The 24,869-nt window shown below is 40.9% G+C and carries 34 protein-coding genes, 1 other RNA gene and 1 pseudogene; 16 read left to right on the top strand and 20 right to left on the bottom strand.

Features of this window, described 5'->3' with window-relative positions; genetic code table 11:
• The first annotated feature begins 1 nt into the window (after position 1).
• The 3 genes from tadA to ACKPCD_RS01450 all read left to right on the top strand — a co-directional run bounded on the left by tadA (position 2) and on the right by ACKPCD_RS01450 (position 1,094).
• The gene (tadA, locus tag ACKPCD_RS01460; RefSeq protein WP_276646741.1) at positions 2 to 517 is read left to right on the top strand and encodes a tRNA adenosine(34) deaminase TadA; all 516 of its coding nucleotides are present in this window, start codon (positions 2 to 4) and stop codon (positions 515 to 517) included.
• A gap of 41 nt (positions 518 to 558) precedes the next feature.
• Positions 559 to 645, top strand: an RNA gene (gene ffs, locus ACKPCD_RS01455) — signal recognition particle sRNA small type.
• 119 nt (positions 646 to 764) lie between these two features.
• A complete protein-coding gene (locus ACKPCD_RS01450; RefSeq protein WP_321433778.1) occupies positions 765 to 1,094 on the top strand; it encodes a DUF1905 domain-containing protein in 330 nt (109 codons plus the stop codon).
• Between the two features lie 274 nt (positions 1,095 to 1,368).
• Here ACKPCD_RS01450 and ACKPCD_RS01445 read toward each other — a convergent pair whose 3' ends face one another.
• Both ACKPCD_RS01445 and ACKPCD_RS01440 read right to left on the bottom strand, forming a co-directional pair.
• On the bottom strand, positions 1,369 to 1,536 hold the full coding sequence (locus ACKPCD_RS01445; protein WP_177187563.1) for a hypothetical protein: 168 nt from the start codon (positions 1,534 to 1,536) through the stop codon (positions 1,369 to 1,371).
• Positions 1,537 to 1,547: 11 nt separating this feature from the next.
• Complete coding sequence (locus ACKPCD_RS01440; protein WP_321433777.1) at positions 1,548 to 2,126, bottom strand: hypothetical protein; 579 nt, start codon at positions 2,124 to 2,126, stop codon at positions 1,548 to 1,550.
• 95 nt (positions 2,127 to 2,221) lie between these two features.
• On the opposite strand from ACKPCD_RS01440, the gene ACKPCD_RS01435 reads away from it, so the two are divergent.
• Entirely contained in the window at positions 2,222 to 2,674 is a 453-nt protein-coding gene (locus tag ACKPCD_RS01435; RefSeq protein ID WP_245734410.1) for a helix-turn-helix transcriptional regulator, read from the top strand.
• 129 nt (positions 2,675 to 2,803) lie between these two features.
• Here ACKPCD_RS01435 and ACKPCD_RS01430 read toward each other — a convergent pair whose 3' ends face one another.
• The 10 genes from ACKPCD_RS01430 to ACKPCD_RS01385 all read right to left on the bottom strand — a co-directional run bounded on the left by ACKPCD_RS01430 (position 2,804) and on the right by ACKPCD_RS01385 (position 9,782).
• Positions 2,804 to 3,175 (bottom strand): general stress protein, encoded by a 372-nt coding sequence (locus ACKPCD_RS01430; RefSeq protein WP_321433776.1) that lies wholly within the window; start codon positions 3,173 to 3,175, stop codon positions 2,804 to 2,806.
• Positions 3,176 to 3,239: 64 nt separating this feature from the next.
• The gene (locus ACKPCD_RS01425) at positions 3,240 to 3,584 is read right to left on the bottom strand and encodes a general stress protein (protein ID WP_086989544.1); all 345 of its coding nucleotides are present in this window, start codon (positions 3,582 to 3,584) and stop codon (positions 3,240 to 3,242) included.
• Positions 3,585 to 3,692: 108 nt separating this feature from the next.
• Positions 3,693 to 4,115, bottom strand: a complete 423-nt coding sequence (locus ACKPCD_RS01420; RefSeq protein WP_068562206.1) for a hypothetical protein — start codon at positions 4,113 to 4,115, stop codon at positions 3,693 to 3,695.
• Positions 4,084 to 5,469, bottom strand: a complete 1,386-nt coding sequence (locus ACKPCD_RS01415) for a Y-family DNA polymerase (protein ID WP_321433775.1) — start codon at positions 5,467 to 5,469, stop codon at positions 4,084 to 4,086. Before ACKPCD_RS01415 ends, ACKPCD_RS01420 begins: the two co-directional genes overlap by 32 nt.
• 605 nt (positions 5,470 to 6,074) lie before the next feature.
• A complete protein-coding gene (locus tag ACKPCD_RS01410; RefSeq protein ID WP_321433774.1) occupies positions 6,075 to 6,728 on the bottom strand; it encodes an ABC transporter ATP-binding protein in 654 nt (217 codons plus the stop codon).
• Entirely contained in the window at positions 6,721 to 7,611 is an 891-nt protein-coding gene (locus ACKPCD_RS01405; RefSeq protein WP_321433773.1) for a hypothetical protein, read from the bottom strand. Before ACKPCD_RS01405 ends, ACKPCD_RS01410 begins: the two co-directional genes overlap by 8 nt.
• On the bottom strand, positions 7,608 to 8,006 hold the full coding sequence (locus tag ACKPCD_RS01400) for a hypothetical protein (RefSeq protein ID WP_086630018.1): 399 nt from the start codon (positions 8,004 to 8,006) through the stop codon (positions 7,608 to 7,610). The genes ACKPCD_RS01405 and ACKPCD_RS01400 overlap by 4 nt, the downstream gene beginning before the upstream one ends.
• Before the next feature lie 327 nt (positions 8,007 to 8,333).
• Complete coding sequence (locus tag ACKPCD_RS01395; protein ID WP_321433772.1) at positions 8,334 to 8,546, bottom strand: hypothetical protein; 213 nt, start codon at positions 8,544 to 8,546, stop codon at positions 8,334 to 8,336.
• 57 nt (positions 8,547 to 8,603) lie between these two features.
• Positions 8,604 to 9,008 (bottom strand): hypothetical protein, encoded by a 405-nt coding sequence (locus ACKPCD_RS01390; protein ID WP_321433771.1) that lies wholly within the window; start codon positions 9,006 to 9,008, stop codon positions 8,604 to 8,606.
• Positions 9,009 to 9,530: 522 nt separating this feature from the next.
• A complete protein-coding gene (locus ACKPCD_RS01385) occupies positions 9,531 to 9,782 on the bottom strand; it encodes a hypothetical protein (RefSeq protein ID WP_321433770.1) in 252 nt (83 codons plus the stop codon).
• A gap of 265 nt (positions 9,783 to 10,047) precedes the next feature.
• Here ACKPCD_RS01385 and ACKPCD_RS01380 point away from each other — a divergent pair, with 265 nt between their 5' ends.
• The gene (locus ACKPCD_RS01380; protein WP_321433769.1) at positions 10,048 to 10,563 is read left to right on the top strand and encodes a helix-turn-helix domain-containing protein; all 516 of its coding nucleotides are present in this window, start codon (positions 10,048 to 10,050) and stop codon (positions 10,561 to 10,563) included.
• Here ACKPCD_RS01380 and ACKPCD_RS01375 read toward each other — a convergent pair.
• The 6 genes and pseudogenes from ACKPCD_RS01375 to ACKPCD_RS01350 form a co-directional block, all read right to left on the bottom strand.
• Positions 10,564 to 10,779 (bottom strand): annotated as a pseudogene (locus tag ACKPCD_RS01375) (DUF5626 family protein); the annotation flags it as partial. It lies immediately after the preceding gene.
• Entirely contained in the window at positions 10,752 to 10,940 is a 189-nt protein-coding gene (locus ACKPCD_RS01370; protein WP_407702676.1) for a DUF5626 family protein, read from the bottom strand. The gene ACKPCD_RS01370 and the pseudogene ACKPCD_RS01375, both read right to left, overlap by 28 nt.
• 170 nt (positions 10,941 to 11,110) lie before the next feature.
• The gene (locus ACKPCD_RS01365; protein ID WP_321433768.1) at positions 11,111 to 11,584 is read right to left on the bottom strand and encodes a hypothetical protein; all 474 of its coding nucleotides are present in this window, start codon (positions 11,582 to 11,584) and stop codon (positions 11,111 to 11,113) included.
• Between the two features lie 177 nt (positions 11,585 to 11,761).
• Positions 11,762 to 12,028, bottom strand: a complete 267-nt coding sequence (locus tag ACKPCD_RS01360; RefSeq protein ID WP_321433767.1) for a hypothetical protein — start codon at positions 12,026 to 12,028, stop codon at positions 11,762 to 11,764.
• Complete coding sequence (locus tag ACKPCD_RS01355) at positions 12,025 to 12,171, bottom strand: hypothetical protein (RefSeq protein WP_321433766.1); 147 nt, start codon at positions 12,169 to 12,171, stop codon at positions 12,025 to 12,027. The genes ACKPCD_RS01360 and ACKPCD_RS01355 overlap by 4 nt, the downstream gene beginning before the upstream one ends.
• Positions 12,172 to 13,365: 1,194 nt before the next feature.
• A complete protein-coding gene (locus ACKPCD_RS01350; protein WP_321433765.1) occupies positions 13,366 to 13,887 on the bottom strand; it encodes a helix-turn-helix domain-containing protein in 522 nt (173 codons plus the stop codon).
• A gap of 294 nt (positions 13,888 to 14,181) precedes the next feature.
• Here ACKPCD_RS01350 and ACKPCD_RS01345 point away from each other — a divergent pair, with 294 nt between their 5' ends.
• Positions 14,182 to 14,649 carry a hypothetical protein gene (locus ACKPCD_RS01345; RefSeq protein WP_321433764.1) on the top strand — a complete coding sequence of 156 codons (468 nt, stop codon included), beginning with the start codon at positions 14,182 to 14,184 and terminating at the stop codon, positions 14,647 to 14,649.
• Positions 14,650 to 14,750: 101 nt separating this feature from the next.
• Here the strand turns inward: ACKPCD_RS01345 and ACKPCD_RS01340 are convergent, their stop codons facing one another.
• Positions 14,751 to 15,032 carry a hypothetical protein gene (locus ACKPCD_RS01340; RefSeq protein ID WP_321433763.1) on the bottom strand — a complete coding sequence of 94 codons (282 nt, stop codon included), beginning with the start codon at positions 15,030 to 15,032 and terminating at the stop codon, positions 14,751 to 14,753.
• Positions 15,033 to 15,370: 338 nt separating this feature from the next.
• On the opposite strand from ACKPCD_RS01340, the gene ACKPCD_RS01335 reads away from it, so the two are divergent.
• From ACKPCD_RS01335 to ACKPCD_RS01300, 8 genes are all read left to right on the top strand, one after another.
• Positions 15,371 to 15,700, top strand: a complete 330-nt coding sequence (locus tag ACKPCD_RS01335) for an arsenic metallochaperone ArsD family protein (protein ID WP_321433762.1) — start codon at positions 15,371 to 15,373, stop codon at positions 15,698 to 15,700.
• Positions 15,701 to 15,793: 93 nt separating this feature from the next.
• Positions 15,794 to 16,243, top strand: a complete 450-nt coding sequence (locus tag ACKPCD_RS01330) for a hypothetical protein (RefSeq protein WP_321433761.1) — start codon at positions 15,794 to 15,796, stop codon at positions 16,241 to 16,243.
• A gap of 450 nt (positions 16,244 to 16,693) precedes the next feature.
• Positions 16,694 to 16,942, top strand: coding sequence for a hypothetical protein (locus ACKPCD_RS01325; protein ID WP_321433760.1), 249 nt, complete (start codon positions 16,694 to 16,696; stop codon positions 16,940 to 16,942).
• A 434-nt stretch (positions 16,943 to 17,376) separates the two neighbouring features.
• The gene (locus tag ACKPCD_RS01320; protein WP_321433759.1) at positions 17,377 to 18,612 is read left to right on the top strand and encodes an RNA-guided endonuclease TnpB family protein; all 1,236 of its coding nucleotides are present in this window, start codon (positions 17,377 to 17,379) and stop codon (positions 18,610 to 18,612) included.
• A gap of 288 nt (positions 18,613 to 18,900) precedes the next feature.
• Positions 18,901 to 19,299: a DUF3021 family protein gene (locus tag ACKPCD_RS01315; RefSeq protein ID WP_321433758.1), complete on the top strand. Its 399-nt coding sequence runs from the start codon at positions 18,901 to 18,903 to the stop codon at positions 19,297 to 19,299.
• Between the two features lie 32 nt (positions 19,300 to 19,331).
• A complete protein-coding gene (locus tag ACKPCD_RS01310) occupies positions 19,332 to 19,715 on the top strand; it encodes a hypothetical protein (protein WP_321433757.1) in 384 nt (127 codons plus the stop codon).
• A gap of 94 nt (positions 19,716 to 19,809) precedes the next feature.
• Entirely contained in the window at positions 19,810 to 20,553 is a 744-nt protein-coding gene (gene map, locus ACKPCD_RS01305; RefSeq protein WP_321433756.1) for a type I methionyl aminopeptidase, read from the top strand.
• 83 nt (positions 20,554 to 20,636) lie between these two features.
• A complete protein-coding gene (locus ACKPCD_RS01300) occupies positions 20,637 to 22,022 on the top strand; it encodes a M24 family metallopeptidase (RefSeq protein WP_407702687.1) in 1,386 nt (461 codons plus the stop codon).
• A gap of 225 nt (positions 22,023 to 22,247) precedes the next feature.
• Here the strand turns inward: ACKPCD_RS01300 and ACKPCD_RS01295 are convergent, their stop codons facing one another.
• Positions 22,248 to 23,114 carry a DMT family transporter gene (locus ACKPCD_RS01295; RefSeq protein WP_321378707.1) on the bottom strand — a complete coding sequence of 289 codons (867 nt, stop codon included), beginning with the start codon at positions 23,112 to 23,114 and terminating at the stop codon, positions 22,248 to 22,250.
• Between the two features lie 258 nt (positions 23,115 to 23,372).
• On the opposite strand from ACKPCD_RS01295, the gene msrA reads away from it, so the two are divergent.
• Positions 23,373 to 23,921, top strand: a complete 549-nt coding sequence (msrA, locus tag ACKPCD_RS01290; protein WP_119093283.1) for a peptide-methionine (S)-S-oxide reductase MsrA — start codon at positions 23,373 to 23,375, stop codon at positions 23,919 to 23,921.
• Complete coding sequence (locus tag ACKPCD_RS01285) at positions 23,905 to 24,726, top strand: MetQ/NlpA family ABC transporter substrate-binding protein (protein WP_321433754.1); 822 nt, start codon at positions 23,905 to 23,907, stop codon at positions 24,724 to 24,726. The genes msrA and ACKPCD_RS01285 overlap by 17 nt, the downstream gene beginning before the upstream one ends.
• Positions 24,727 to 24,869: the final 143 nt, after the last annotated feature.

Raw genomic sequence — 24,869 nt, 5'->3', positions numbered from 1 at the left:
GATGGATGAGTTGAAGGAACAGTACATGCGGGAAGCCATCAAGGAGGCGGAAAAGGCTGCGGCCATAGGGGAAGTGCCGATCGGAGCGGTGATCGTCTGGAAAGGTGAAATCATCGGGCGCGGCCACAATGAACGCGAAGTGACGAATGATGCGACGACGCATGCGGAAATGACAGCGATCAGGGAGGCCAATGCATTCAAGAAGAATTGGCGGCTCGAGGAAGCGGAGCTCTATGTGACCTTGGAGCCTTGCCCGATGTGCTGCGGCGCGATCCTGTTGTCGCGGATCAAGAAAGTCTATTATGGTGCATCCGACCTGAAAGGCGGGACGGCTGGTACGCTGATGAACCTGCTCCAGGATGAACGTTTTAACCATCAGAGCGAGGTCGAACGAGGTGTGCTGGAGGAAGAATGCCGGACGCTGCTGCAGGATTTTTTCCGGGCGCTGCGCAAAGAACGTAAGGAAAACAGCCGCAAGCATCTCCGCGAACACATGCAGGAAGAAAATAAAGGCTAGCTTTTTATTTTTGGCTATGGTATGATAAGAAATGCCGAAAGGCCTTATGGCAATGGCGATCTTATGAATTGAGTCAGATCCGGAAGGAAGCAGCTATAAGTAGGTATCGCCATGTGCTGTAAGTTAATATAACTTATACAAAGAAGCAGGAAAAACCGTCCAACGGTTCTCCTGCTTCTTTTTTGAATCGAATCATTTCGAAATTCCGTTCAATCTTCACCGCTCATAATGGAAGGGGAAAAAGACTTTGGAAGAGAAAATAGTGGACAACAAAGAACTGGAACTCAAATATGTATCCGGCAAAGGTGCGTGGACCTATCATATTGAAGTCCCGGACACAAAACAAATCAGTGGACCTTGGGGAAGCATCAAAGTCAGAGGCACCATCGACGGCTATGACTTTGGAGTGATGAACCTGATGCCGCTGCGGGATAAAAATGCGATCATGTCCGTCAATGCCAAAATCCGTAAATCAATCGGTAGGGGTGGCGGGGACAAGGTAGTGGTGACGATGTGGCTGTTGGATGCTGAGGAGCATATTCTGGGTAATGACATTCTGGCTCAGCATTACCGGTGAGATGCTTGCTTCTTTACAGAGATTGGATTGAATCGGTAACGTTCCCAGTTTCTGTTCGCGAAAAAATGGATGAACAAAAGAATTTAATTCCTGATTAATTTGATTTTCTGGTAAAATATTCGTCATAAGACATCCCTCTTTCGTATGTGTTGTGTGCTAACTGCATTTTACAAAGTAGAGGTGTCTTTTTGCGTATATTTTTGATATTGAGGGTTTTAAAACAAACCTTGATATATCAATGGATTAGATAGATCTTTCAAGTGCGAAAGTCGAGTTACTTAGTTTTCTTGATATTCTCGATCTGTACCTTTAGATCTTTAATTTCTTTTTCCTGAGTGGTACTGTCAATGCTTAATCTAATCACAGCGATCGAAAGAAGTATGATTGCTAAAATATCAGCATTACTTAGGAAAAAGCCCAGAGCAGAGCGTAATAACTCCATTTTATCCCTCCTTACCTATTGTACATATAGTCATCGAAACCTAATGAAGCGGGAATTCCAAATGCGACTGCAATTCCTGCCATCCACCAACCGCCATTTGGCTTATATTGTTCTTTTGTTAGCATCCCTCTTGTATGTAACTGCCTGGCAGCGTAGTATCCAGCTTCATACGTCCCTCTAGTCACAGCCATAGCTGCTGCAATGGTCGCTAATACTGTGCTCATGGCAGCGCGGGTCTGTGGTCTACGATTATAATAGTCCTCAAATTCAAGAACCAACTGGTCTCTATTTTGGGAAGTCACAATTTTACCATTGAAAAATGAATATAGATCATCCGCAAGGGCACTGTTACCATTGCTCCTAATAGTATCGACTACGGTCATAAAGTGCTGATTCCTGCCATCCAAAAAGTAACCTTCATTTTCTTGGAATGAAGATTCAGATTGAGTTTGGCTAGCGAATGCTTGTGCAGTAGGGACAACCATGGTCCCTAACAAAGACAGTATTGAAGATAATACTACTATTTTTTTATTTCCATTTCTACCACTCCTTTTGTTTGTTACAATTAGTATGAAGCTATTTTGCTTCATTATCTATCAAAACTCTTTGACAAAAGCGCAATTTTGCTTGTCAAATTTCTTTTGCAAGTGCTTGTATATCAATGCATACGGAGGTAGTTACGGGTATGAACCACATTCTGAAAAAATTAAGAAAAGAGCATCATTATACGCAAGAAGATTTAGCTGTAAAGCTTCACGTCTCTAGACAAACAATATCAAACTGGGAAACTGGTAGAACAACCCCAGACATTCATTCCATAAAATTGCTTACCGATATCTACGGTTCTGATCTGTTAACTATTTTTGATGCAAACGATCCGGAGCCTCATTCCGATGAGCACCCAATAATCCAGAATGAAGCAGTCAAAAATGATCGATTGACAAATTTCTTTGTTATTTTTCTGAACTTCATTTCAATGTTCATTCCTTTGGCGGCTATTCTTTCTTTGTATATTGTGATGCAGTGGAGAGAGAAGATTCCAGCAATATTATTCAAGATTTCATGTGGATACCTCACTATTATTTCATCTATTAATGTATTTGTTCTTATAGCTGTGCTCATATATTTCTCTACCTAGTGGTGCAAGCGGTACTAGTATGGTGAGCACCCTTGCTTTGCAAAAAAGAGCCTCTCTTTTTTTGAAGAATGAAAAATGGCCGTACTCTGAATAAGAGTACGGTCATTTTTAGTGATGAACAAATCTATTTTAACCCTCGCTGACGATGATCAAAATATTCCCTTCCTCCAGTTCGGAGAAGTATCCCTGCATCTTGCGTCCCTGTTCTTCTTCCTGTTCCGAGGACAACTGCGGATAAGGATGCTGGGGGGATGGTTCATAAAGGGCCTCCTCATCGAAGGACGGGTAGAGCGGGGCGAGTTCCTTCCAATCGAAGTTCTCATCCTGTCCGGTTTCGGTGATGACTTCAATGCCGGTTTCTTTTGTCAGCCGCTCTTTTTTGTCCGAAGCGTTGGTGACCAACAGGAGATCGGTTTGTTTGTGCCCTTTTTCGAGGAGTGTTTTAATGGTTGCCTCCACAGCTTCAACGGTCGGGTACGAACCTGCCACAAATTTTGGCATATCACATCAGTCCTTTCATTTTCTATGGGTTACAGAGCTGTTTGATGAGTCGATCAGGAAACCGTTACTCGTCCGCTTCTTTTGTGATGATGACGATGCTGCCGCTCTCGATGGCGGCGATGCGGTCGGCAAGAAAGTCCGTACCTCCGGGGAAAGTCCCGGTCTTCTCCTGGAAATGTTCGTATTGCTTCAGGTTGAACAGATTGTTGACCTTTTCCAGCAACGAATGGCTGGAAAAAATCGCGCCGTCCGCGCCGCGAAGGTCCCAATTCTCCAAGATGGCTTCCTGGTAGGCATTGTTCGTCACCAATGTGATCTGCTCTTTCGTATAGCCTTTTTTATGCAGTTCCTCTACAGCACGTTTGCATTCCTCAATGGAATGGACGCTGGTCTGGATGATGTAAGTCATGACGATATCCCCCTTCTCAAGAGAAAAGAAAGCGTTCTCTTTCTTCTTGAGTATAAGCCTTCCGTTCGAAAAAGACAACAATCGTCCTGTGAGCAAGGTTCTGTATAATCAGTCCTGATTTTGTCTGAATACCGCCACTCGGGACCATTTTTCTTTGTGCAAAATGTGCACATTGCGGATGAGTTCGAGCGGAACCCATGCTTCGCCGATCAGGATCTCATCCTCGCCGCAATAGCCTTTAAAAAAGCCTTCAATGGACTCAGTTTGGCGCCCGAAGCGATCCTTTTGGTTCAGTTGGACCGAGAGACGGTGATTTTTTTTCAAGGCCTCCGCCAAGGTTTCATCGATTTCGGCAGGGCTCATCTGCGGGAGGATCGGGATGTCCTTCACGGCTTCCGCTTTTCCTGCAGAGATGGACTTCACAAGTTCATCCATCGCGTAGGCCGTTACCCATTTGATCATGCCGCGGTCATGGTAGTCGTTGTAGTCCTCAAACACCTTATCCGTCCGTTTTCTTGGTTCTTTCAGCATTTTCCTCACCTTCCTCCAATCCGGCCATGCCGCCCGCGTGTCCTCCCACCAATGAGCTACGCGCAATTGCACGGCCGCCTTCCAATAGGCTGACTGCCCGCACGAGTGAGCGGAATCCGTATTTTTTGCGGATCGAATCGACAATCAGATCCTTCTTTTGCTCGTTTACTTGTTCATCAGGCTCCTGAAACAGGTCCAGCTGCAGAAAATCCGTGTAGATCAGATTTCCGGCACCCACGCCGACGTTCCGGATCGACTGGTCTTTGTAATGCTGGTCAAAAATCATCAGGATATGTGTAACCAACTCACTGGATGCGTTGGTGGGCGGGATTTTCAGCTGCTGATGGAAGCCGGTCCGGCCCAGCTGATCGATGTAGTTGATGCTGTAGCCGATGCTCAGACTCACAAGCTGGGTCTTGGCGCCGGATTTACGCAGACGTGTCGCCACCTGGTCGGCCATTTCGATCAAGACGATTTCGATTTCCGATCGGACCACGTAATCCTTGTTGAGCACCTGTGAATTGCCGATGGATTTCGAGCTGACTTTGACTTTTTCGCCCAGAAAGCTGCGGTCGATCCCCCAACTGTGAGCATACAGCTGCGCGCCGATGACGCCGAGCTTGCTCTTCAAATAATAGTAATTGGTGTGCGCCAAGTCATGGATCGAGGAGATGCCCAACTGGTTGAGCCGCAGTTGGGTCCGTTTGCCGATGCCCCAAAAATCGGTCATGTCCGGGATTTTCCAGACGGTATCGGGTATATCCGGATAACGCCATTCCGCGATCATATCCGGCTGATGCTTGGCCGCGTTATCGAGCGCCAACTTAGCCAGCAGCGGGTTATCGCCGATGCCGATTGTTGTGTAGATGCCGGTCGTCTGCAATACGTCGGCCTGGATGAGTTTGGCCATTTCGTAAGCCGAGTTTTTCCCGAAAAGTTTCTGGGTACCGGTGATATCGACAAAACTCTCGTCAACTGAATAGACATGGTGATTGTCTTCATCCGCATACTTCTTGTAGATGTTGTTGATTTCAGTATTTTTCTGCATGTACAACCGCATCTGTGGCGCTGCAATCACCAGTCCCGGCGGATAGGGGAAGGGCAAGTCCCTGGCCCGGCTGATGTTCGATATCCCATACGCCTTTTTGGCGGCCGGGGAGGAAGCCAAGATCAATCCGCTGCCGCGCTCTTTCGGGTCGGCTGAGGGATAGCTCATGACAACCAACTTTGTTTCGAGCGGATGCAGCCCGCGCCGCACGCATTCCACGCTCGCATAGAAGGATTTGCAGTCGATGCAAAGGATATCGCGACTGGGTTCCTTCGCATAATCAAAAACCAATTCCGTTTCATACATAAAAATCGTCTCCAATCTCTATGTCCCTATTATACGAACGTGTGTTTGGTTTTGTAAAGCGAACAGTGAAAAATATTTTTGGGAAATGATAAAAGAAATATGAAAAAACAGGGAAGCTCCCCAAAAAGGAAGTTTCCCTGTTATATATGTTAAAAATGCTGAACCATGATCTGCACAATCCAACTCATGCATATAAGTACAAAAACGCTTATGCCACAAAACATACTGATCCGGTTATTTTGTTTGATTGCCCCCAATGCCATAGCCGCGCTACTTAATATCAGAAGTAGATGGACTTTATTTGAGAAAGGCAATGGTTGGCGAGGTATTACCACGAAATATAGAAGGAAGAGAAGGAATGCTGCCGTATACATAAACAAGTAGATTTTTTTCATGGCCTCTCCTTTATACATGGGATCAGAGCGTGTGAATGTAAAGCATAAACAAACTCAACACATACGAAACATAAACAAGACTGAACAGCGACATAAAAACAGTATCAATTATTTTTGTTAAAAGTGTATTACTGGAGTCCACCCTGTGATCATCAAGATTACCATTTAAAACTAGAGTAGGGATGAGCAGATACAGGACACGTTAAACGGTCAGACAATCAATTTATAGTTTTCAACGTGGTAAACCTTATCCGCTATATTCAGAATACGTTCATCATGAGTTGCAATGATGATTATTTTTCCTTTATGTGCCGCTTCTTTGAAAGTTTCTATGACAAAATCAAAATTTTTCGCATCCAAGTTCGTAGTGGGTTCGTCAGCTAAGATAATGGGTGGATCTAAAATCAGACTTCGGACTATCGCAACCCGTTGTTTTTGACCGCCAGAAATATTCTTTACTTTGCTATGGAGAATTTCTGTTAAGTCAAATTTATCCGACAAATATATTGCTCTTTCTTTTGCCGCTTCCGTATCCATAGTTGCATTATAAAATGAAGGCAAAATGATGTTTTCCAGAACACTGTAGTCATCTATTAATGCAAAGTCTTGTAATATATAGCCTATCGTTTGATTTCTGAATGCACTCATTTGTTCGTCATTTTTTGGAAAGATTTCTTGGTTTTGATAATAATAGTTTCCCGAATCAAAGCTTTTTATGCCAGCGATAATATCAAGAAAAGTGGACTTGCCAATTCCCGATTGGCCCATAAGCAATACTATTTCGCCTGTAGCAGCCTCAAAATCAGCATTTTGAAATATCACTTTATCTTTGTATTTTTTTGTAATGTCCTTTAGGCTAAGCATCCAATATCCCCCCCATCTTCTTTTTGATGATCAGATTTGAAAAAATGAGTAAGCTAGCGTTTAACAAAAGAAGATAAAGATAATCAACAGGCAAAATGTGGAAACCTGAGGAATAAGCGAACACTAGGAATACCATAAAAGAGACATTAACCGGAAGCATCAGTAAAAGCTTGAAATTATTCGTTATCTTTCGATTTGTCAGCCCCATCACGCGATGTAATCTAATATCCTGTTGGAATATTTTAAGGCTGGAAGAGATGATCCAATATACAATCAAAAGTCCAAAAGACATAAAGACCAACGATAAGGCAAGGCCAAAAATGAAGTTGCCAAAATAATAATTGAATTCTTCACGGAATTTTTCATTTAAGGAATTTAATCCGATTCGAAAATCTAACGTTTCGGCAGATTTTTCAATGTCATTCGTGACGGATTGTTCTATATTGAGAATGAGTATGTCATTCATGAACGTTGCATCAATAAAATCTTTTCGTATTTCGCTATTTAACATTTCTTTCGTGACAGGTGTTAAGTTCTCTTTGTCCATTTTCGCACTTGAATCAGATAGATAACTTTGTTTACCACTATAAAGATTGGGTTTTCCATCAGAATCAAAAAAACTATTTTCCAGAAACTGTAAAATACGATCCTGTTCACTTTGTGAATACGGTTGAATCACATTATGCTCATCTGCTGAAGGCTGAAAATGAAGCTCATAAACATCGTCGGCGCTTTTTTCCTTCAAAGAAACCAATAAAGGCATTTGCCGTATCAGCTGAGTAGTTTCGTTCCAAAGAAAGAGATTCATTAGAAAGGTTGTTAAAAACAGTAATACAAACAGAAAAAACCTTTTCCTCATAATCAAGCTGTTTATTTTTTTCATATTATTTTCCTCAACAATACGGATAAAGTGGTTATTTTTAGAACAAGTAAGACAACAGCAATCATACATAAATGTATTGTTTGAGCAATATCACGATTTTTTAACACAATCCAGGAAAAAATTTCAAATAGAATCACAGCAAGAAATTGAGTCGATCCATTTAAAATAAAGCTGTCTACCATTTCCTTTTTCCGGGATTTGCCTACTATAAAATTAATTCTAATTTCCTTTTTATTAGACAGTACAATAACTGTAAATACAGCAAGATTGATAAACATCAAAAACAAAATAAACAAGACTGCTCTGCTTTGATCTTGAAAAAGTAAAAACATGCCTATTAGAATGATCGTGTATAGGTTCAATACCGCAATGGATATGTTTGTTTTTTTGGGCATAGTTATCCTCACTTTACTTTTCTTTTTCAGAAGAGGTTACCAAAGAAGCGATTTTAAGGAAAACTATTAGCAGGAAGCCACCCAGGAAAAAGGTTGTATAAAACTTAGTTTCGCCGTATTCAAAAATGAGTCTGGAAGAAAATAAAGCAGCTACAATGCAGTAAATGAATACGAAAAGAAGGTACTTATTCTTTTTGAGATAGTCTAGGGCACCACGATTTCGTTTTTTTCGGGGGAATTGCATAATCTGACATCCTCTCAAAAAAAAAATTTAAATAAGGCGTTACATTTCAAAAATACCAAGTGGCAATTGAGTTGATTGCTGATTTACTTATCGCTATCGAATGAATGCAACAATGTCACAAGGCCTTCGCTTATTCCCCAAACTGCGATTAAAGAAAAAATGCACTTCATGATGTAAATGGACAGATAGAAACTCTCAGAATAGTTCTCATCGCCCATTGTATGAATCATTAGGATCGGCAACAAACCAATCACAATACTTTTTACTGTGGTAATGATAAAAATTGCAATTCTCATTGTATGTCCTCCCACATATGTATGTATAAGTTTTTTAATTCAGTCTAAATGGACTTCCTAACTATTTTCTTTATTCTGAATATACTTTGTAATGAGTAGGTAATAATAAAAAGCAAGACCAATCAGAAGGATTAAGATTAAAAAATAGCCATATTTCACTCCTGAAAAAAATACTAATCCTTGACTAACGATAGGTGATAAAAAAAGCGCTATCAGAAAGATTAGTTCAAGCTCTAATAAAATTAGGATTCTTATACTTTTAACCTTTAGTGAAAAAGCATAGGTAAAAATAATTAAGGACAGAAAGATTAACATTAGAACATTATCGGATAAGAAGCGTAAACCCGTTACAGGCTGAACGGTTAGTGTTGCCGGATCTGGAACTAAAATCCAAGGCATAAACAGAGTAGTAAATAAAAATAAATAAATTACGGAAACTAAATTAGTTTTAATAAAATTCATTTCCTATCAGCCCCTTACCTCTAATTTGTTTGCAAAGAAATTACTTAAGAACCATCCCGCCACTTTGGAAAAGGATATTTTGAACTGTCATCGTCCATTGAGAGGAGTTCCTTTTTAATGACAAAGTATTATCAGTATAATAGTAGCATGCACTTATATGCTCTTTTTATCCCAGAAAGTATGCGCTGAGTAAAGCAAGCGGTCCTTGCATCCATACAAAAACAAGATATTTGTTACAATAGTATCATGAAAAATGTATAAATAATAATATATTTATATGATGAGCTTGCTTTTGGTCCATGAATCCATTTTTCCGGACTAAACCGTCAGCTATTCAAAAAAGAGCAAAAAGTCATTTTATCATAGACTTTTCGCTCTTTTTCGCCGTTTGAGTCATAGGGCTCTCAATAGAATTTTTCCTTTAATAATAGCTAATCAGAATACTGATAAGTCTTAGTCTATCTATTCCTTCAAATGCCTGTACAGTATTTTCATCCAGAAAATCAGAAGGGAGCTCAAAAGTCAGGAAGTAAAAAATAGAATAGTAGAGTGAATCAGTGCCAGTCCTAGTATCCAGGCTGCGGCAAAAGAAAGGAGAGTCCATCCCCGATTTTTACCTTTCTTACTTTCTTCAATACCGATTGTGATTACTAGCAAACCCGCACAGAACATACTGAGATTCTGGTAGGCAAAATTCTTAGTGAGTAAACTATAAGCGCCTAAAAGGAAAACTGTGATGGAGAGGATAGCTTTTATAATCTTTATATTCTTCATAGGACCTCTTACTTTCTTTTTCTAGTTATTATACGAAAAATGTACTTTCCGTATAATAACATGATTTATAGATATTTTTTATCTATGTCTTTACTTTAGGCTAAATGGAAGGGATTTAAAAGCAACCAGTGGCTTACATCTTCGCACTTTTCAGGTGCATGTGCCAATAGTAACTGCTGGCTGCTAATTTGTGCCTAATCGATTTCTGGTAAAAAGGGGCAATATACCTTATCATGAAGGAAATGGGTTTAAAGGAGCGTATGGAATGTTACTAGGAGAAAAATTGAAGGAAACGCGGCAGAACAAGGGGCTTTCCCAAAGTACAGTAGCTGAACATCTGAATATTAGCCGCCAGTCCATATCCAAATGGGAAAATAATAGCAGCTACCCTGATTTGGATAATCTGGTCCGCTTAAGTGAGTATTATGAAATCTCGATAGATGACCTCTTGAAGGAAAATCAAGGATTAAAAACAAAGATAGCCGAGAATAATTTTAAAATTAAGGATTCCCAACAGAAGCTCGACCATATCCGGTCTGGTCACGAACGGGACGAGGGATTGGCTTTATTAATTATTTCTCTCATTGGCTGTTTAGTCACACCTTTAGGAATCCTGATTGCGCCGATTGTGCTAAAAAGAAACAAAGCAACAAACACTTTCCATAGAGGAGTGATTGTTACTTCGATAGTGTGCATGTTGATTAATTTTTGGGGAGTGTACGGTTTTCTCAGCACTATGTTTGGTTGGGGAGTAACTACTACTGTAGAATATTTAGGATGACTAATACGTAATTAGTAATAACCCGTTACTAATTATAGAACGCAAGTAGATACTACTATTTAAAAAACTTGCTTTCCAAGCCACATGAAAGGTTGCCTGCTTGCTACTATCCAGAGTTAGACGAGTACTTGAAAAAGATACGGTTATTGCGGTAGCATTTGGGAAAAATGCCCGAGTGATATTTTCATTTAGTACACTGACATAGTAGCTTGCCTCCCAAAATCCGACTTTGTGCTTCCAGAAATCTTATAGCTTCCATTGTTCATGGAGAAAAGGGATATACCAGGGAGCTCTTCCACCACTATATGTATAGTGTAGCCTTCGGAATCCGAAGTTATAAACTCTTGGGTTCCACCTTTTTCTAAGTCGTAAGACACTATGTCAGCTGCTGGGCTTGCCTGCGCCTATCCAGTTTTAAATAAATTGAAAGAAAAAAACAAAACAAAAACTAATAAGATCTTTTTCAAAAAAGAAATCGCCCATAATTAAATTATTTACCTGATTGATTTATACTATTTTTCGCCTTGAATAATAGCTCATCAGAACACTAGTAAGTCTTATACTCCACACTTTCACCGAAAGAATAGTAATTATCCTTTTCTTTATTTTTTATGTAGCCATCTGCCTGGATAAAAGCAATTAGTCTGCCCATTCCCTCAAATTCCTGTATAGCATTCTCATCAAGAAAACCAAAAGGGATTTCAAAATTTACAGTAACTGTTTCTCTTGAAGGAATAGTTATTCTTTGTTCTGTAGGAAGCAGATAAAAAGGATTTGGAGAAACTTCATCCCCTTCGTTGTGAATGGAGAGATAAAAATTTGCATTTACGAAATCCTGGTCCGAAGAATTTTCAATCGTAATTACGAAAAATGGTTGGGAAGTGCTGCTTAGATTATAGTCTGACGCTGAAATATGGAGGGAGTTCAGCGCTTCTTCAGCAGGGTTCGCAACTGTTTCGCTCGTTCCCCCACACCCATACAGCAGCAATAGCCCCAGTATGAGAAATGTGATTTTTTTCATATCGTGACACCTCTATTCTTAATAGATACCATGGTTCGCCGGATAGTTATTGGAAAGAGATTTATTCAATGATGAAAAAGTAGAGAAAACTTACTAAAAAATAACACAATATTCCTAATAACAATAATACTAGGTATTTATTTGCCATGCTCCACCAATCCTTCCTACAGCAGAATGTCATTTAGGATATATCACAACTCCAGCTGCGACATATCCTACAAAGTCTCCCGCTACGAACACAGATTTACTAGTACCAACGGATCTATTTTTCATTATATCTGGTTCTTCTTTATTCGTATTGGTAGCGTAAATCACATTTTTTTGCGTTGCTTTTGCTAAGCAACCGCTGTTTGCATCACCATACTTTAGCATTGCACATTTATAATTTAGCTTTTTCTTCAAAAAATAAGCATAGTGTTCAAAATAATAATTTTGTAGATTCATTTATTTAAGTTTTCAATTTTTTCTTCCAAGTCGCTTATTTTTTTCTCTAATTTTTTGATATCATTCCTTACAACTGATAATGCACCTAGATAAATAGCAACGAATGGTAGAAAGGCTAAAAGAAAATTTTTTATCGCGTCCATTGTTACCACCTTCTAACTTTTTATTATTTCTTCCACAATTTATATAGGCTGGGATAAGTAAAAATACCAAGTTCTAGATTTTACAAATCCTGTGTAATTATTATACTGAAAATAGTTTTCACGTTGTTTCACATACGTGGTCTTTGAATTATAAAGGAGTACAAGAAGTGTATTAAAAAATGCGTAGCTTACAATTTTTGTTATAGAAAAGCGAAACCTATGAGTATCCCAAAAAGAACACCTAAGACAAGTATGAATAATTTTACTTGCTTTTCAATTTTAATTGATCGTGCAATCAATATGAATGTTAAAGTGAAAAATGTATAGGATACGTAAACCCCAGTTGGTGTATTAAGAAAAATTCGATCTATTTCAAGCATAAACCGGCTTAGGAAAAAGTAAAACGTTGTAAAAACCAGTAGAGCTAAGTTCTTTCCTTTTATATATTTTAAAAAGTTGGTCATCAGTCTGCCTCCTCTTATTGCATGTACGCACCTGAGATTCCATAGTTTCTAATGGAAACGACATATCCGTTTTGAGTGTTTGAGCTGACTAAATCAGCAACGAGTGCTACTGCAGCATAAGCAAGTCCCCATCCAATGCCAGGAGCCATTACCCCGATAAGGGTTGCTGCTGCACCAATTGCCCAATAGTAATTTCTTATGAAAGAAGCACTTAAATAATAAACTAAAAGCAATCTTATTCATGTAGAAACCTCCTTTTTTTACAATCACACACTTTTTGTGACTGCTAAGGACACTATCTCATTTCAAACTGCTTTTGCTAAGCATCCGCTGTTTGCATCCCCATACTTTAGCGTTGCACATCTATTATTTAGTTGTTTCTTCAAAAAAAACAAGCGTAGTGTTCAAAATAGTAATTTGTAGATTCATTTATTTAAATTTTCAATTTTTTCTTCCACAATTTATACAAGCTGGGACAAGTAAAAATACCAAGTTCTGGATTTTACAAATCCTCAATCAGATAACTTTACTTTATTTTTTTAACAATCGTAATAAGTAAATAGATCAAGTATAGTAGTGCTGCTAAGTTCAAAAAGCTCCAAAATGCCACCATGAAATCATCTCCTCCCATGCTGTTCCGGGTAAAGGCCTATTTAAATCAAGCCGCAACCAATCGTTGCTGGCGATGAAACCAATGAATGCTTATCAAAAGTGATGCCATCTTCATTCCCTATTGATTTCCTATGTACTCCACGCTGGAGGGTCCGCCCCAGTGGAATAGATTGCCTAAGTGCGCATATAAACCAAATGCGTTGACCAAGAGACTGATCACTCCCGCAACAAACACCAGTTTATAGAAGGTGTTTGTTGCTTTGTTTCTTTTCAGGATAATTGGAGTGATAAACAAACCTAAGGGAGCGATCAAACAACTGAGAAGATTAAGCATCAGCAGGACTAATCCTTCATCCCGCTCACCATTCGCCTGGATATAGGCCAACTTCTTTTGGGAGTCTTTAATCTTCTCGTTGTTTTCTTCTATTTTTTTTTTTAATCCCTGATTCTCTTTCAAAAGGTCATCAACAGTGACTTCGTAATATTCACTCAATCGCACGAGATTGTCCAGGTCCGGATAACTGCTGTTGTTTTCCCATTTGGAAATGGACTGACGGCTGATATTCAGATGTTCAGCAACTGTACTTTGTGATACGCCTTTCTTTTGGCGGGTTTCTCTCAATCGTTCTCCTAATAACATTATTTTGCACCCCTTTAGAATACTTTCCTCCATGATAGCGTAGACAGCGTTCTTTTTCTAGAAACGAATGCGTGCATATCCGCACTTATTGGTTGCGGATGGCGTAGAACCTGATAAAGTGCGGCCATGTAAACCACTGGTTGCTAGTCTATTCATTAGTTTTGGCGTAAGTTGAATGTATTCGCATCAAAACTTGAAAGGAGGCGAGGAGGCGAAATGATTTCTTATATTCTGTGTGCTGTTTTTGTTTTTACGTTTTTCCTGCCAGTTTTATTTTTTAAAAGAAAATCCAAAATGGCCCGAACAGATAGACGGCTCAAAGTAGCAACGCTCGGAAAAAAGAACAACATTCAAAGTGCGTTCTTCTACTATGAATCCATCAGATCACAAGAGTTGATAAACGATTCGCTGTTTCAGAGCACCTTAAAAGATGCCGCTGCGTTATTCATCTATCCCTCTCAGTTCCGCATTGTGGCTCAAAAGGAGTATCGGGAGTCTTTGCAAAAAATCGCCCGAAAAATACCGGTAGTCGTGATCGGAGCGGGGCGGCTTCATTCCGATCCCTTCAGTCAAGAAATCCTGCCCGGATCGGAACTGCATGAGACCATCCAAGCTTTTTTCTGCTTTTCTAATGGCGACGATTGTTTCTTCAGAACAGATGAGTCCACTTATCAGGACCAAAAAGAACTCTATCAAGCGATTCGTCTTATGCATACGATGGATTGCTATGCTGATTGGGAAAAAAGTTTCTACGAATACTGAATGTTTCGGTCAGATATGTAGTCGAGCAGGCAAAGAAGCAGCAAATTGCTTTAGCGGATTTGTTCTTCTGTTTATAGATTTCTGACATATTATTTAGTTATTTACTCTTTAGCAAAAGCATACGTTCGGCCTTCAAAAGAGATGTAATTTAAATTTTCCTTTGCAATAGAACGGTCACCTATCTTAAATGGTTCATTTGACTCATCTTCTAATCGTTGTTCGATTGAATACATAGCTTCTATTATGTCCGATTTTGGAAGGTGAAATTCAATTGTTGATTGGTCATAATACTTTACTTCAACTGGCCACAGATAATCTTCGGTAAGGTCGTTATACTCGGGGAAGTCGTAGAACGGTTGCATTAATTGTTTTTTATAATCCATATTGTTATGTCAGCTCCTATTTTTTATTTGGTATGTGAATAGATTAGCATAATACCTAATATCTAGCTTAAAAAGCACTCTGTATTTCCAGGACGCCTAACTACGATTAAATAAAGATCAACAAATTACTTATATTTTGAGGGCTGACATATTATGAAATTCTCGCAAAAAAAATGGATTAGCAGTATCATAGATATGTTGAAGATAATCGGTAGTACTTCTATAGTCAATTATTGCGTTATAACTGATTTATTTTCTTCCCGATGCTTGGATAACATCATCTGAAAATAAACGACGGATACTATTCGTGTTGGCAGAGTTGCATTGGGAGGTTCATTATGAATATTGAATATTATGTGTTTGACAAAATGAACGTACAGTCTGAAAAAGTGGAAGTAGCTATTGAAATAATGCGTTCGCTAAGCATGTACAAAGACTTATTTAAAGATTCCAATAATTATTTTCTGTATTCTTTAATACATTCGCAAAAAGAATTTAAAGAAAATAAAGATGTTTGGAATTTAATAGAGACGCATGGAATGGATATCTTGCCTATTGTTTGTATAGACAAGAAAATATACAAAACAAAAGATGTTTTAAGTGTAGAGGAAATGGGAGCGCTGACGAATAGTGCCATTTCTTATCAAATAGATGATACAAGTTCTTGAAAAGAATCCCACATCCACTAAGACCAAATATAAAAACGCTCTATTATAAAAGGCAAAGAATCATGTAAGCATTCAGGATCCCGGGAGGTAACAATGAAGAAAATATTTATAACTTTCATAAGCATGGCGCTACTGGCCGCGTGCTCAAGTAATGAGAAACTGGAAGTTTTCTCATTTGATGCTCGTACCAAAGACGTTGCGCTGGAAAATTTTATTTTGGTTTCAAACGGGACCGAAGCTTATGTGCAACCCACTTTTCAACTTTACGGAATTGAAACATTGGACAACGAAGCGGAAGTGGTCAGTGGTGCAGGCATAAAAATCTATGACAGCAAGAAGAATCTGATTTACTCCCTTAATGTTGGAGAAAATCAGTATGGCGTCCTCGACACTAGGACATCGCCGTTTGACGGGGAATTAATTGGTCCCGTGCTGAAAATTGAGCAGATTGAAGTGGGAGAAACAATTTACGTTGAATTTGTATATGAAAAAAACTCTCTCGAGGTCAGGGAGGAAGTAGAAGTGGTTCTAGATAAAAATTAAGTTCTGCAATTTTCAGCAAAGGGGAGGAATGGTGGCTAAAATGGATCGGTTTGTATTGGTTAATGATTTCATAAACTATATCGGGCTGATTCTTATAAGTTTGGTATGCAACACTTTTTTGAACTTTGATAACGTGAAAGAGAACGCTATTCTGTTTTTGATTTTGATTGTATCAGGAGTAATAATTTCCTACTTAGTGGCGTATGCAGTCAAACGTAAAATTCCGGAGTATAAATCAAAAAATAATAAATCAGTACTCTTCTATATGATTCTCATGTTGATAGTCAGATGGATTCCTGGAAATTGGCCGACTTCCATAGTTGAAGTAATCCTTTTTTTGATCTTTCTATTTCTTTTGGTTGTTGTCCGGAACGTTTACATCGAGAAGAAGGCTGAGCAGTGATAAAACATTTTATGGAGTCCTGTGCGCTATTCAGAGAGGAGAACCGAATGCAAAACACAAAAATTTTGAAGATCACTTTTGGTGCAGTGGTGCTTATCATGAGTGTGTACAGCCTGTGGACAGAGGACTTTACTTACCAGAACATCACTTTATTCTTTTTGGGATTGTTCATGAGCGTACTCGGCGTTGAGGAATCAAAAAAGAAAGAGGGTCGGCGCTGGAATGTCTTTGTTTTTACGGCAATTGTCCTGTTCGCAACGCTGTTGATCCAGTATGTGATGGTTTTATTTGGTTGATTCAAATGGACAGTGTGAATCGGGTTACCTGTTCTTCATTTAACAAGCATTCTTTTGTTAGTTAATTAACTCAACCAATTTGCGGAAGGAATGAAACACGAAGGGGGTAAGGGCCATGATTGAGGTTTTCGATGCTGGGTGGACGTTAGTAAGCGCACTAGCTATTATCGCTATTCTGGGTTGGATCGTCCGTTATTTCTTCAAAAAGAGATAGCGGTCTACAAGTCGGTGTGTTCATTTTTCATGGTTTTTTGGTTTTCGGAAACCCGCGACTTCAGTCGTGGGAGGAGAACACGATTGGCCTAGCGGGCCAACAATCCTCCTTGATTTCCGAGCTCCTTCCTCTTTTATTTCATTCGAACATACGTTCTCTTTTTGATGTACTTTCACTGACGATTTTAGTATAATAGGGTTATTGAAGGAGGGTGAATGCCGTGGAACTAAGTCTCACGATCAAAACAAAGTTGAAGCTCTCGGACCCTAAAGACGCATTGGCGTTTCAAGAAGTCTGCGAACAGTATAGGCAGGCATGCAATTACGTATCTGATTATGTTTTTAACCACAATTTCCAGTTAAATTCCGTTAGATTAAACGAAGTTTTGTACCAGGATGTTCGCCAGCGGTTTCATTTGAAATCCCAATTGACCCAATCAACCTTTCGGACCGTTACGGCCCGATACAAAACCGTTCAAACGCAACTCCGTCGCAATTCCAACAAATATGACAGCGGTAAAAAGGATGGGGCCGGAAAGCCAGTGTACACTCACGTTCAAAAGGACCTGAATTGGCTCTGGCACCCTATCCAGTTTTCTCGACCACAAGCAGATTTGGTGCGCAATCGCGATTGGAGTATTGTCGATAACGGCAAAACGTTTTCAATCAATACGCTGAAGGGGCGCGTGAAGTGCGGTTTTTTCCTCAAGGGTTTTGAAGAGTATCTTGACGGTACCTGGGCGTTTGGTTTGGCGAAATTGGTCAAGTCAGACAAGCATTGGTTCTTGCATATTTCGGTAAAAAAAGAAGTCGCCGAAATGGAATTGACAGACATCAAACACGTTGTCGGAATCGACAGAGGGTTGCGTCAGTTAGTGACAACCTATGACGAAAAAGACAAAACCACTTTCTACAACGGAAATGTAGTCTTGAAAAAGCGCGGGCACTACAAAGAACTGCGCCGCAGTTTGCAGGCACGCAACACCAGGAACTCCAAACGTCGTATCCGGAAAATGGAAAGTCGAGAGAACCGTTGGATGGCAGATGTGAACCACTGCCTGTCTAAGACACTCGTCTCCCTATATGGTTCCGATACGGTATTTGTGTTGGAAGATTTGGTTGGCGTGCGTTTCGCCACGGAACAAGTTGCGAAAGCACAACGCTATGAGCAAGTATCGTGGGCTTTCTTTCAATTCGGGCAAATGCTCACTTACAAAGCCAACAAAGTTGGCTCCATGGTGGTTGAAGTAAGTGCCGCGTACACAAGTCAACGTTGTCCCAAGTGTGGCACAATCAAAAAATCCAATCGGGATAAGCACCATCACGAATATCACTGCCCCTGCGGGTACCGCTCAAACGATGACCGTGTTGGCGCAATGAATATTCAACAACTTGGGACACAATACGTAAGCGGCGTAGAGAATCCCAAATTTGAGAAACAAAAAGCAAATTCCTAGCGCATAAATGTGCTGGATTGCCGGCAAAGTCAACTGTCGGGCTGCCCCATTCTGGTTGAATAAGAATGGGGCAGTGAGTAACGCCAACATTTTGAGAGACCAACCGATCTCAAACTACTCAGGAGTCCGCAGGACGTTTGAACTGCGTAGCGTTAGGCGTAAACCTAAAAAGTATTAGCGAAGCTAATGCACTCGTCATGCAGTGGCGAGAGGCAAGCCCGTGACTTCAGTCATGGGTAGTTGACAGTAGTGAATTGATTCAAGTGGTACTTACGAAAGGGGATCAAAATGAAGCTTTTCTTAAAAGGATTAATCAGGGGAACTCTTCCCTTTGCTGTTATGTTGTCGATGTATGCATGGAATAATTTTCAGGGAAGAGCAGCAGATGCCAAGGCTTTTCTTTTTTATGGATTTATGGCCTTGTTTTTGGGACTGGCAAGCATCATATACGAGATTAAGCAACTGAGTTTCGGCAAGCAAATTTTTGTTCATTACCTCACAATGATGGCCACGGTTTTTCCATTGCTCTTACTGAGTGGCTATTATAAGACTGGCTCTTTTGGCGCTATTTTCCAGGTGTTTCTGCAGTTCAACAAGGTTGGTGTCATTCTCTTTGTAACGACCGCTCTTATTTCCAAAGTACGCAATAGCCTTATGAATTTGAAGCAAACGGATCTCAAAAACTGAACCTTGGTATTTGAAAGAAAGCGGGTGTAGGAATGAGTACGCGAGACAATCAGAAAAAGTACGATGACAAAAGCAATGTGGACAGTTCCATCTATTCCAGAGTAAATATTGGTCAAGGCGCAAACAATAAGTTTGATGGCCCTAACCTCACGCATTCGGGAGGGAGCATGAACAATCCCGATGAGCACGTGCATCATAGGAGCAGCTCCTTGACTACGGCTATCTATTACGTGGTGGGCAGTATCATTTCCGCCGCGATACTATTCGCAGGTATGCAGATCTTTCACGATTACTTCTATGGCGAGGGACTCAATAAGTTACTCCCTTCGCTACTGCTATTACTCGGCTCGTTGGCGATCGGATTTTTCAGTGCAAAATGGATTGTTAAAAAATTTTTGCCATCCAAAAAGAGATAGCTTTATTTGGTATCGCTGAAGAAATATCCCTTCCGTTTGTGATAGAATCTAACTGGAACGAAATCAAAAATGCTGTAAGAAGTGAGGATACAAGATGATTGCAACGACGGAAGAGGATTTTAAAGGATTAAAAGAAATTGGTGGCATTTGCGGAGCGATACGCGATGAAATGGTGAAAGCCACGAAACCCGGCATCACCACTAAAGAGCTTGATGATATCGCGAAGGAGCTTTTTGAAAAAGCAGGAGCGCAATCGGCACCAAAAGGGGAATACGATTTCCCTGGATATACGTGCATCAGCGTGAATGAAGAAGTGGCGCACGGGATTCCGGGCGATCGGATCATTGAAGAAGGGGACCTAGTGAATATCGATGTTTCAGGTTCCAAAAACGGCTATTTTGCGGATACCGGCATTTCCTTTGTAGTCGGTGAGGGGCATGTCATGCTGCAGAAAATCTGCGAAGTCGCCAAGGAAGCATTCGACGCCGGACTTGCGAAGGTAAAACCGGGCGCAAAAACAAGCAACTTAGGAAAAGCGGTGCACAACGTGGCGAAACGCCATGGCTTGACGGTCATCAAAAACCTGACCGGACACGGTGTCGGACGCGCAATCCACGAAGCACCGGATCATATCTTCAATTACTACTCGCGCTGGGATGACGAAATTCTGAAAGAGGGCATGGTCATCGCCTTCGAGCCTTTCATTTCCACATTCGAAGAGGAAGTTTTCCAAGTTGAAGATGACGACTGGACCTTTTTTACAGAAGAAAGCATGGTAGCCCAATACGAGCATACGATCATTGTGACGAAGGAAGGCCCGATCGTTATCACGTTGTAAGGCAATCAAAACATAAGAGTGCGGAAGTTGATTTTAAAGTGACGTAAAAGCTATTATCAAAGACGAAAGAGGAGAATAGTATGCTGAACAAAAAAATTACATTAGAGAGTATACCCGAGCCGCAAGTGTTCGAGCGTGTCGCCCCTACTTTTTTAAATGCTGAAACGATTGCTGAACGGAAACAAAAACTGTTGCAGAGAATGAGTGAAGAAAACTTTGAAGCTTTGATTATTTATGCGGATAAAGAGCATGCAAGCAATTTTGAGTATTTAACCGGTTTTATTCCCCGTTTTGAAGAAGGTCTGTTAGTTGTCCAAAATCCAGAGAAATTTACTTTGATTCTTGGAAATGAGAACTTAAAACTATGTGCGCATGCACGTGTTCCGGCCGATTTGATCCATTACCCACAGTTCTCATTGCCTAACCAGCCGATGGAGAATGAAAAAACACTTGAATCCATATTCCTTGATTTGGGTATCGCCAAAAAGAAACGGGTCGGTGTGATCGGCTGGAAAATGTTTACGACGAAGCAAAGCGATCCGTCCACACTGTTTGATGTACCGTATTTTATTGTAGATGCCCTCAAAAATACCATCCCAACAGAGTGTGAGTTAGTTAATGGTGCGTATGTGATGATTGGGGATAACGGAGTCCGGACCACGAATAACGCCAACGAAATCGCGCATTACGAATATGGCGCTAACCTTTCTTCGCGCTGTATGTTACGTGCCATGAATGCTATTGAACCGGGCTGCAAAGAAACAGAAATCGGAAATTTGTTGAACGCCGATGGGCAGTACAATTCAGTCGTCACGATTGCGGCAGCAGGGCAGCGCTTTGAACTTGCCAATATATATCCCACTCATAAAGAAATTCAGTTGGGCGAGCCTATGTCCCTGACCACCGGATTCAAAGGTGGTTTATCCAGTCGAACCGGGTTTGTGGTTGAGCAAGCAGAGCAACTTCCGGATACGCAAAGAGATTATTTGGAAGCCGTAGCAAAACCGTATTTTGCAGCTGTAGTCAGTTGGCTGGAAAACATAAAAGTTGGAATGGCCGGAAATGAATTGTACCAGCTTATTGAGGATGTATTCCCTAAAAGCAAATATCATTGGCATTTGAATCCAGGGCATCTGACAGCGGATGAAGAATGGATGTCCTCCCCAATCTATGCAGATTCTTCTGAGAAACTGAAAAGCGGCATGATTCTGCAGATCGATATCATCCCATCGGTACCTGGGTATACCGGAGTGAGTGCCGAAGAGTGCGTTGCTATAGCTGATGAAAACCTCCAGCATGAAATACAAAAATCCTATCCGGAATTATGGGAACGGATTTCTGTCAGAAGGGACTATTTAACAAATGTATTGAATATCAATCTAAGTGCGGATGTGTTGCCATTATCCAACACAGTCGCGTATTTACGCCCATTCTATTTAGCGAAGGAAAAAGCTTTTAAGATAGAATAACTAACTTCAAGCACTAGCATTCTTTTTTCCAAGGGATGTCAGCAGAAGCTAAGTTTGGATTCAAAAGTGAAGATAGCAAAAGCGCCTCTCGATACGAAAGTCCGTATCGGAAGGCGCTTTTCATATGCTTTAACAAAAATCCATTCAACGAATCAGTCGCCGAAATGATAGCGAATCTTTGCGAACATATCCTCTAAGATAACGTTGTTGTTGACGATGTGCCTATCACGTATTGGCTTTTTTGAACAGCAACAAGCCGGCAAAGATCATCAGGCCGCCCAACCATGTCGACAATGCAGGGATCTCTCCCATTATGAGGAAGCCCATCAAAGCGGCCAGCAATGGCGTAACAAACATGTAATTCGTCACCTCGCTTGTTTTTCGTGCGAGCATCAGCGCTTTTGCCCACAACATATACGCAAGTGCACTGGGGAATACGCCCAGAAAAATCATCACCAGCAACTGCTGAAGTGGGGCATTGCCGAATTGGACCGCCGCATCCGGTAAATACCACAGCAGAAACAGGGTTCCAGCCAAAACGCTGTAAGCTGTTGATTGTAAGGCAGAGTATTTTTTCAACAAGGAACGTTGCAGCAGATTATAGCCACTGATGCAGACGGCTGCGCCAAACATCCAGAAAATACCTGCGTTCACCGAAAGGATGCCATTCCATAATGTCAAAATCAGTATTCCGATGAATTCAATGATGATTGCGACCCATCCCAGCGAGCGGATTCGTTCCTTGAATATCATCCAAGCAAACAGGGCCGTCAAGATAGGTGCGGAGGCGATGACAACACTGCCTGTTGCGGCCGTCAGCGATTTTGAAGCCTGGTTGAAGGTGATCATATAGAGCGAAAACCCTAAAGCACCGGCCAGCAGGAATTTAGGGATATCTTTTTTCTCCGGCAATCCAATTTTTTGGAAAACCCCGATTACAATGAATAATAGCGAAGCGATCACATAACGGAGAACGCCTATCGCTTCTGCCGTGTAGTAAGTCAGCGCGATTTTTGTGAAGACAAATGCCGATGCCCACAGCAGCACTGTAACAAAGGCATAGATTTGTGTCTGATTTTTTGTCTTTTGCATGTTTCCCTCGCTATCCTGAATCATCAATACGCTTCCGATGAAAACGCATCGATTTTCATAACACTCATTTCTGGTATGTTTATAGGATAATTTAATTACAGGAAAAGTCAATGATTTTCAGAAGGGACATTCTGTGGTGTTCGGAAAAAACGATCATCAGTGATCGATTTTGTTTCACTATCTAAAAGTAACTTCCTGCTATATAATGAAAAAATGTTATGAATTGGCGGAACGCCATTTTTGGGGGAGAATAAGACTATGTCCAAAGAAATTGCAACGCTTGCCGGAGGATGTTTCTGGTGCATGCTTGAACCGTTTGATGAAAGACCTGGAATCGAGTCCGTTGTTTCCGGCTATACTGGCGGTTTCAAAGAAAATCCGACGTATGAGGAAGTGAAGGCAGGAGGAACCGGGCACACAGAGGCGATCCAGATCACTTTTGATAATAGTGTGATTTCCTATGGGGAGTTGCTGGATATTTATTGGCAACAAACGGATCCGACAGATGCCATGGGACAGTTCATGGACCGCGGCTCGTCGTACCGTCCGGAAATCTTTTATCACTCGGAAACACAGAAAGAAATTGCGGAACGCTCAAAAGAGGAGCTGAAAGATAAGCTGGCAATCGCTGCAACGATCGTCACGCAAATTTCACCTGCAAGCATCTTTTATCCTGCGGAAGAGTACCATCAGGATTTTTATAAAAAAGAGGGAAATCATGAGCGAATGATCCCTTTGGAAGAAGACAGGCAAAATCGCTTAAACGAAGTATGGGGAGAGGCGGACAAACATGAAAAAAATATTTAAAAGTTTAGTAACGGTTGGGGCAGCGGCATTGTTTCTCTCTGCGTGCGGCCAGGAAGCGGCTCAAGAAGATATCCGGACTGTGAAAATTGGCGTTGTCGGTGAACGGAATGAGGTGTGGGAACATGTTCAAGAACAACTTGAAGAAAACAACGAACCCGTAAGAATCGAGCTGGTAAAATTCACGGAATATGTGAAACCGATCCAAGCTTTGGAAGAGGGCGAAATTGATTTGCACGCGGCTTTGACTGAAATTTACATGGAACAAGTGAATGAAGATGCGGGATACAGCAACACAACAATCGCGTATACGACACTGAATCCGATGGGGCTTTTTTCTGAAAGACACACATCTGTAGATGAAATACCGGATGGTGGGGAAATCGCGATACCGGATGATGTTTCGAACGAATCCAGAGCCTTGCTGTTGTTGCAGGCTGCCGGATTGATTGAATTGGATGCAGAAAAGGGCTTGTTGCCTACTGTAAATGACATCACATCAAATCCGAAAAACCTCAAATTCACGGTCTTGGCTGCCAATCAGACGGCTCGCGCCATGACGGACGTCGATGCCTCCGTGGTCAATAATGACATGGCTGCTGATGCAGGCTTGGTGCCTACTGAGGACGCCATTTTCCTTGAACCCGTGGCCGACTCATCCAAACCTTATTACAACGTGATCGCTGCTCGAGAAGATGAAAGCGAAGACCCTGATTTCCAAATCATCATCGATTACTATCAAACTCCTGAAGTTGAAAAAATCATAGATGAGGTCACCAACAAATCGTCCATACCCGTTTGGGAATAAACACTAAACACCGCCAAAGTCAGCCAGGTATCAGCTGACTTTGGCGGTGTTTTTACCTTCATCTTTGTTGTTGAAGGGTTAATCTTTGATAGTGCAGCCAAGTTTCTATAAAATAGAGTTGTAACAGAGTATCGAATAAGAAT

The sequence above is a fragment of the Trichococcus flocculiformis genome (genome assembly GCF_963662535.1).
GTDB lineage: Bacteria > Bacillota > Bacilli > Lactobacillales > Aerococcaceae > Trichococcus > Trichococcus flocculiformis.
The sequence above is the reverse complement of the archived record's forward strand: the minus strand, read 5'-3'. Positions and strand labels throughout refer to the sequence as shown.

Excerpts from the sequence above, each read along its gene's own strand:
- tadA (WP_276646741.1), top strand. The coding sequence starts at position 2 with ATGGATGAGTTGAAGGAACAGTACATGCGGGAAGCCATCAAGGAGGCG.
- ACKPCD_RS01445 (WP_177187563.1), bottom strand. The coding sequence starts at position 1,536 with ATGGAGTTATTACGCTCTGCTCTGGGCTTTTTCCTAAGTAATGCTGAT.
- ACKPCD_RS01440 (WP_321433777.1), bottom strand. The coding sequence starts at position 2,126 with ATGAAGCAAAATAGCTTCATACTAATTGTAACAAACAAAAGGAGTGGT.
- ACKPCD_RS01435 (WP_245734410.1), top strand. The coding sequence starts at position 2,222 with ATGAACCACATTCTGAAAAAATTAAGAAAAGAGCATCATTATACGCAA.
- ACKPCD_RS01430 (WP_321433776.1), bottom strand. The coding sequence starts at position 3,175 with ATGCCAAAATTTGTGGCAGGTTCGTACCCGACCGTTGAAGCTGTGGAG.
- ACKPCD_RS01425 (WP_086989544.1), bottom strand. The coding sequence starts at position 3,584 with ATGACTTACATCATCCAGACCAGCGTCCATTCCATTGAGGAATGCAAA.
- ACKPCD_RS01420 (WP_068562206.1), bottom strand. The coding sequence starts at position 4,115 with ATGCTGAAAGAACCAAGAAAACGGACGGATAAGGTGTTTGAGGACTAC.
- ACKPCD_RS01415 (WP_321433775.1), bottom strand. The coding sequence starts at position 5,469 with ATGTATGAAACGGAATTGGTTTTTGATTATGCGAAGGAACCCAGTCGC.
- ACKPCD_RS01410 (WP_321433774.1), bottom strand. The coding sequence starts at position 6,728 with ATGCTTAGCCTAAAGGACATTACAAAAAAATACAAAGATAAAGTGATA.
- ACKPCD_RS01405 (WP_321433773.1), bottom strand. The coding sequence starts at position 7,611 with ATGAAAAAAATAAACAGCTTGATTATGAGGAAAAGGTTTTTTCTGTTT.
- ACKPCD_RS01400 (WP_086630018.1), bottom strand. The coding sequence starts at position 8,006 with ATGCCCAAAAAAACAAACATATCCATTGCGGTATTGAACCTATACACG.
- ACKPCD_RS01395 (WP_321433772.1), bottom strand. The coding sequence starts at position 8,546 with ATGAGAATTGCAATTTTTATCATTACCACAGTAAAAAGTATTGTGATT.
- ACKPCD_RS01390 (WP_321433771.1), bottom strand. The coding sequence starts at position 9,008 with ATGAATTTTATTAAAACTAATTTAGTTTCCGTAATTTATTTATTTTTA.
- ACKPCD_RS01385 (WP_321433770.1), bottom strand. The coding sequence starts at position 9,782 with ATGAAGAATATAAAGATTATAAAAGCTATCCTCTCCATCACAGTTTTC.
- ACKPCD_RS01380 (WP_321433769.1), top strand. The coding sequence starts at position 10,048 with ATGTTACTAGGAGAAAAATTGAAGGAAACGCGGCAGAACAAGGGGCTT.
- ACKPCD_RS01365 (WP_321433768.1), bottom strand. The coding sequence starts at position 11,584 with ATGAAAAAAATCACATTTCTCATACTGGGGCTATTGCTGCTGTATGGG.
- ACKPCD_RS01360 (WP_321433767.1), bottom strand. The coding sequence starts at position 12,028 with ATGAATCTACAAAATTATTATTTTGAACACTATGCTTATTTTTTGAAG.
- ACKPCD_RS01355 (WP_321433766.1), bottom strand. The coding sequence starts at position 12,171 with ATGGACGCGATAAAAAATTTTCTTTTAGCCTTTCTACCATTCGTTGCT.
- ACKPCD_RS01350 (WP_321433765.1), bottom strand. The coding sequence starts at position 13,887 with ATGTTATTAGGAGAACGATTGAGAGAAACCCGCCAAAAGAAAGGCGTA.
- ACKPCD_RS01345 (WP_321433764.1), top strand. The coding sequence starts at position 14,182 with ATGGCCCGAACAGATAGACGGCTCAAAGTAGCAACGCTCGGAAAAAAG.
- ACKPCD_RS01340 (WP_321433763.1), bottom strand. The coding sequence starts at position 15,032 with ATGGATTATAAAAAACAATTAATGCAACCGTTCTACGACTTCCCCGAG.
- ACKPCD_RS01335 (WP_321433762.1), top strand. The coding sequence starts at position 15,371 with ATGAATATTGAATATTATGTGTTTGACAAAATGAACGTACAGTCTGAA.
- ACKPCD_RS01330 (WP_321433761.1), top strand. The coding sequence starts at position 15,794 with ATGAAGAAAATATTTATAACTTTCATAAGCATGGCGCTACTGGCCGCG.
- ACKPCD_RS01325 (WP_321433760.1), top strand. The coding sequence starts at position 16,694 with ATGCAAAACACAAAAATTTTGAAGATCACTTTTGGTGCAGTGGTGCTT.
- ACKPCD_RS01315 (WP_321433758.1), top strand. The coding sequence starts at position 18,901 with ATGAAGCTTTTCTTAAAAGGATTAATCAGGGGAACTCTTCCCTTTGCT.
- ACKPCD_RS01310 (WP_321433757.1), top strand. The coding sequence starts at position 19,332 with ATGAGTACGCGAGACAATCAGAAAAAGTACGATGACAAAAGCAATGTG.
- map (WP_321433756.1), top strand. The coding sequence starts at position 19,810 with ATGATTGCAACGACGGAAGAGGATTTTAAAGGATTAAAAGAAATTGGT.
- ACKPCD_RS01295 (WP_321378707.1), bottom strand. The coding sequence starts at position 23,114 with ATGCAAAAGACAAAAAATCAGACACAAATCTATGCCTTTGTTACAGTG.
- msrA (WP_119093283.1), top strand. The coding sequence starts at position 23,373 with ATGTCCAAAGAAATTGCAACGCTTGCCGGAGGATGTTTCTGGTGCATG.
- ACKPCD_RS01285 (WP_321433754.1), top strand. The coding sequence starts at position 23,905 with ATGAAAAAAATATTTAAAAGTTTAGTAACGGTTGGGGCAGCGGCATTG.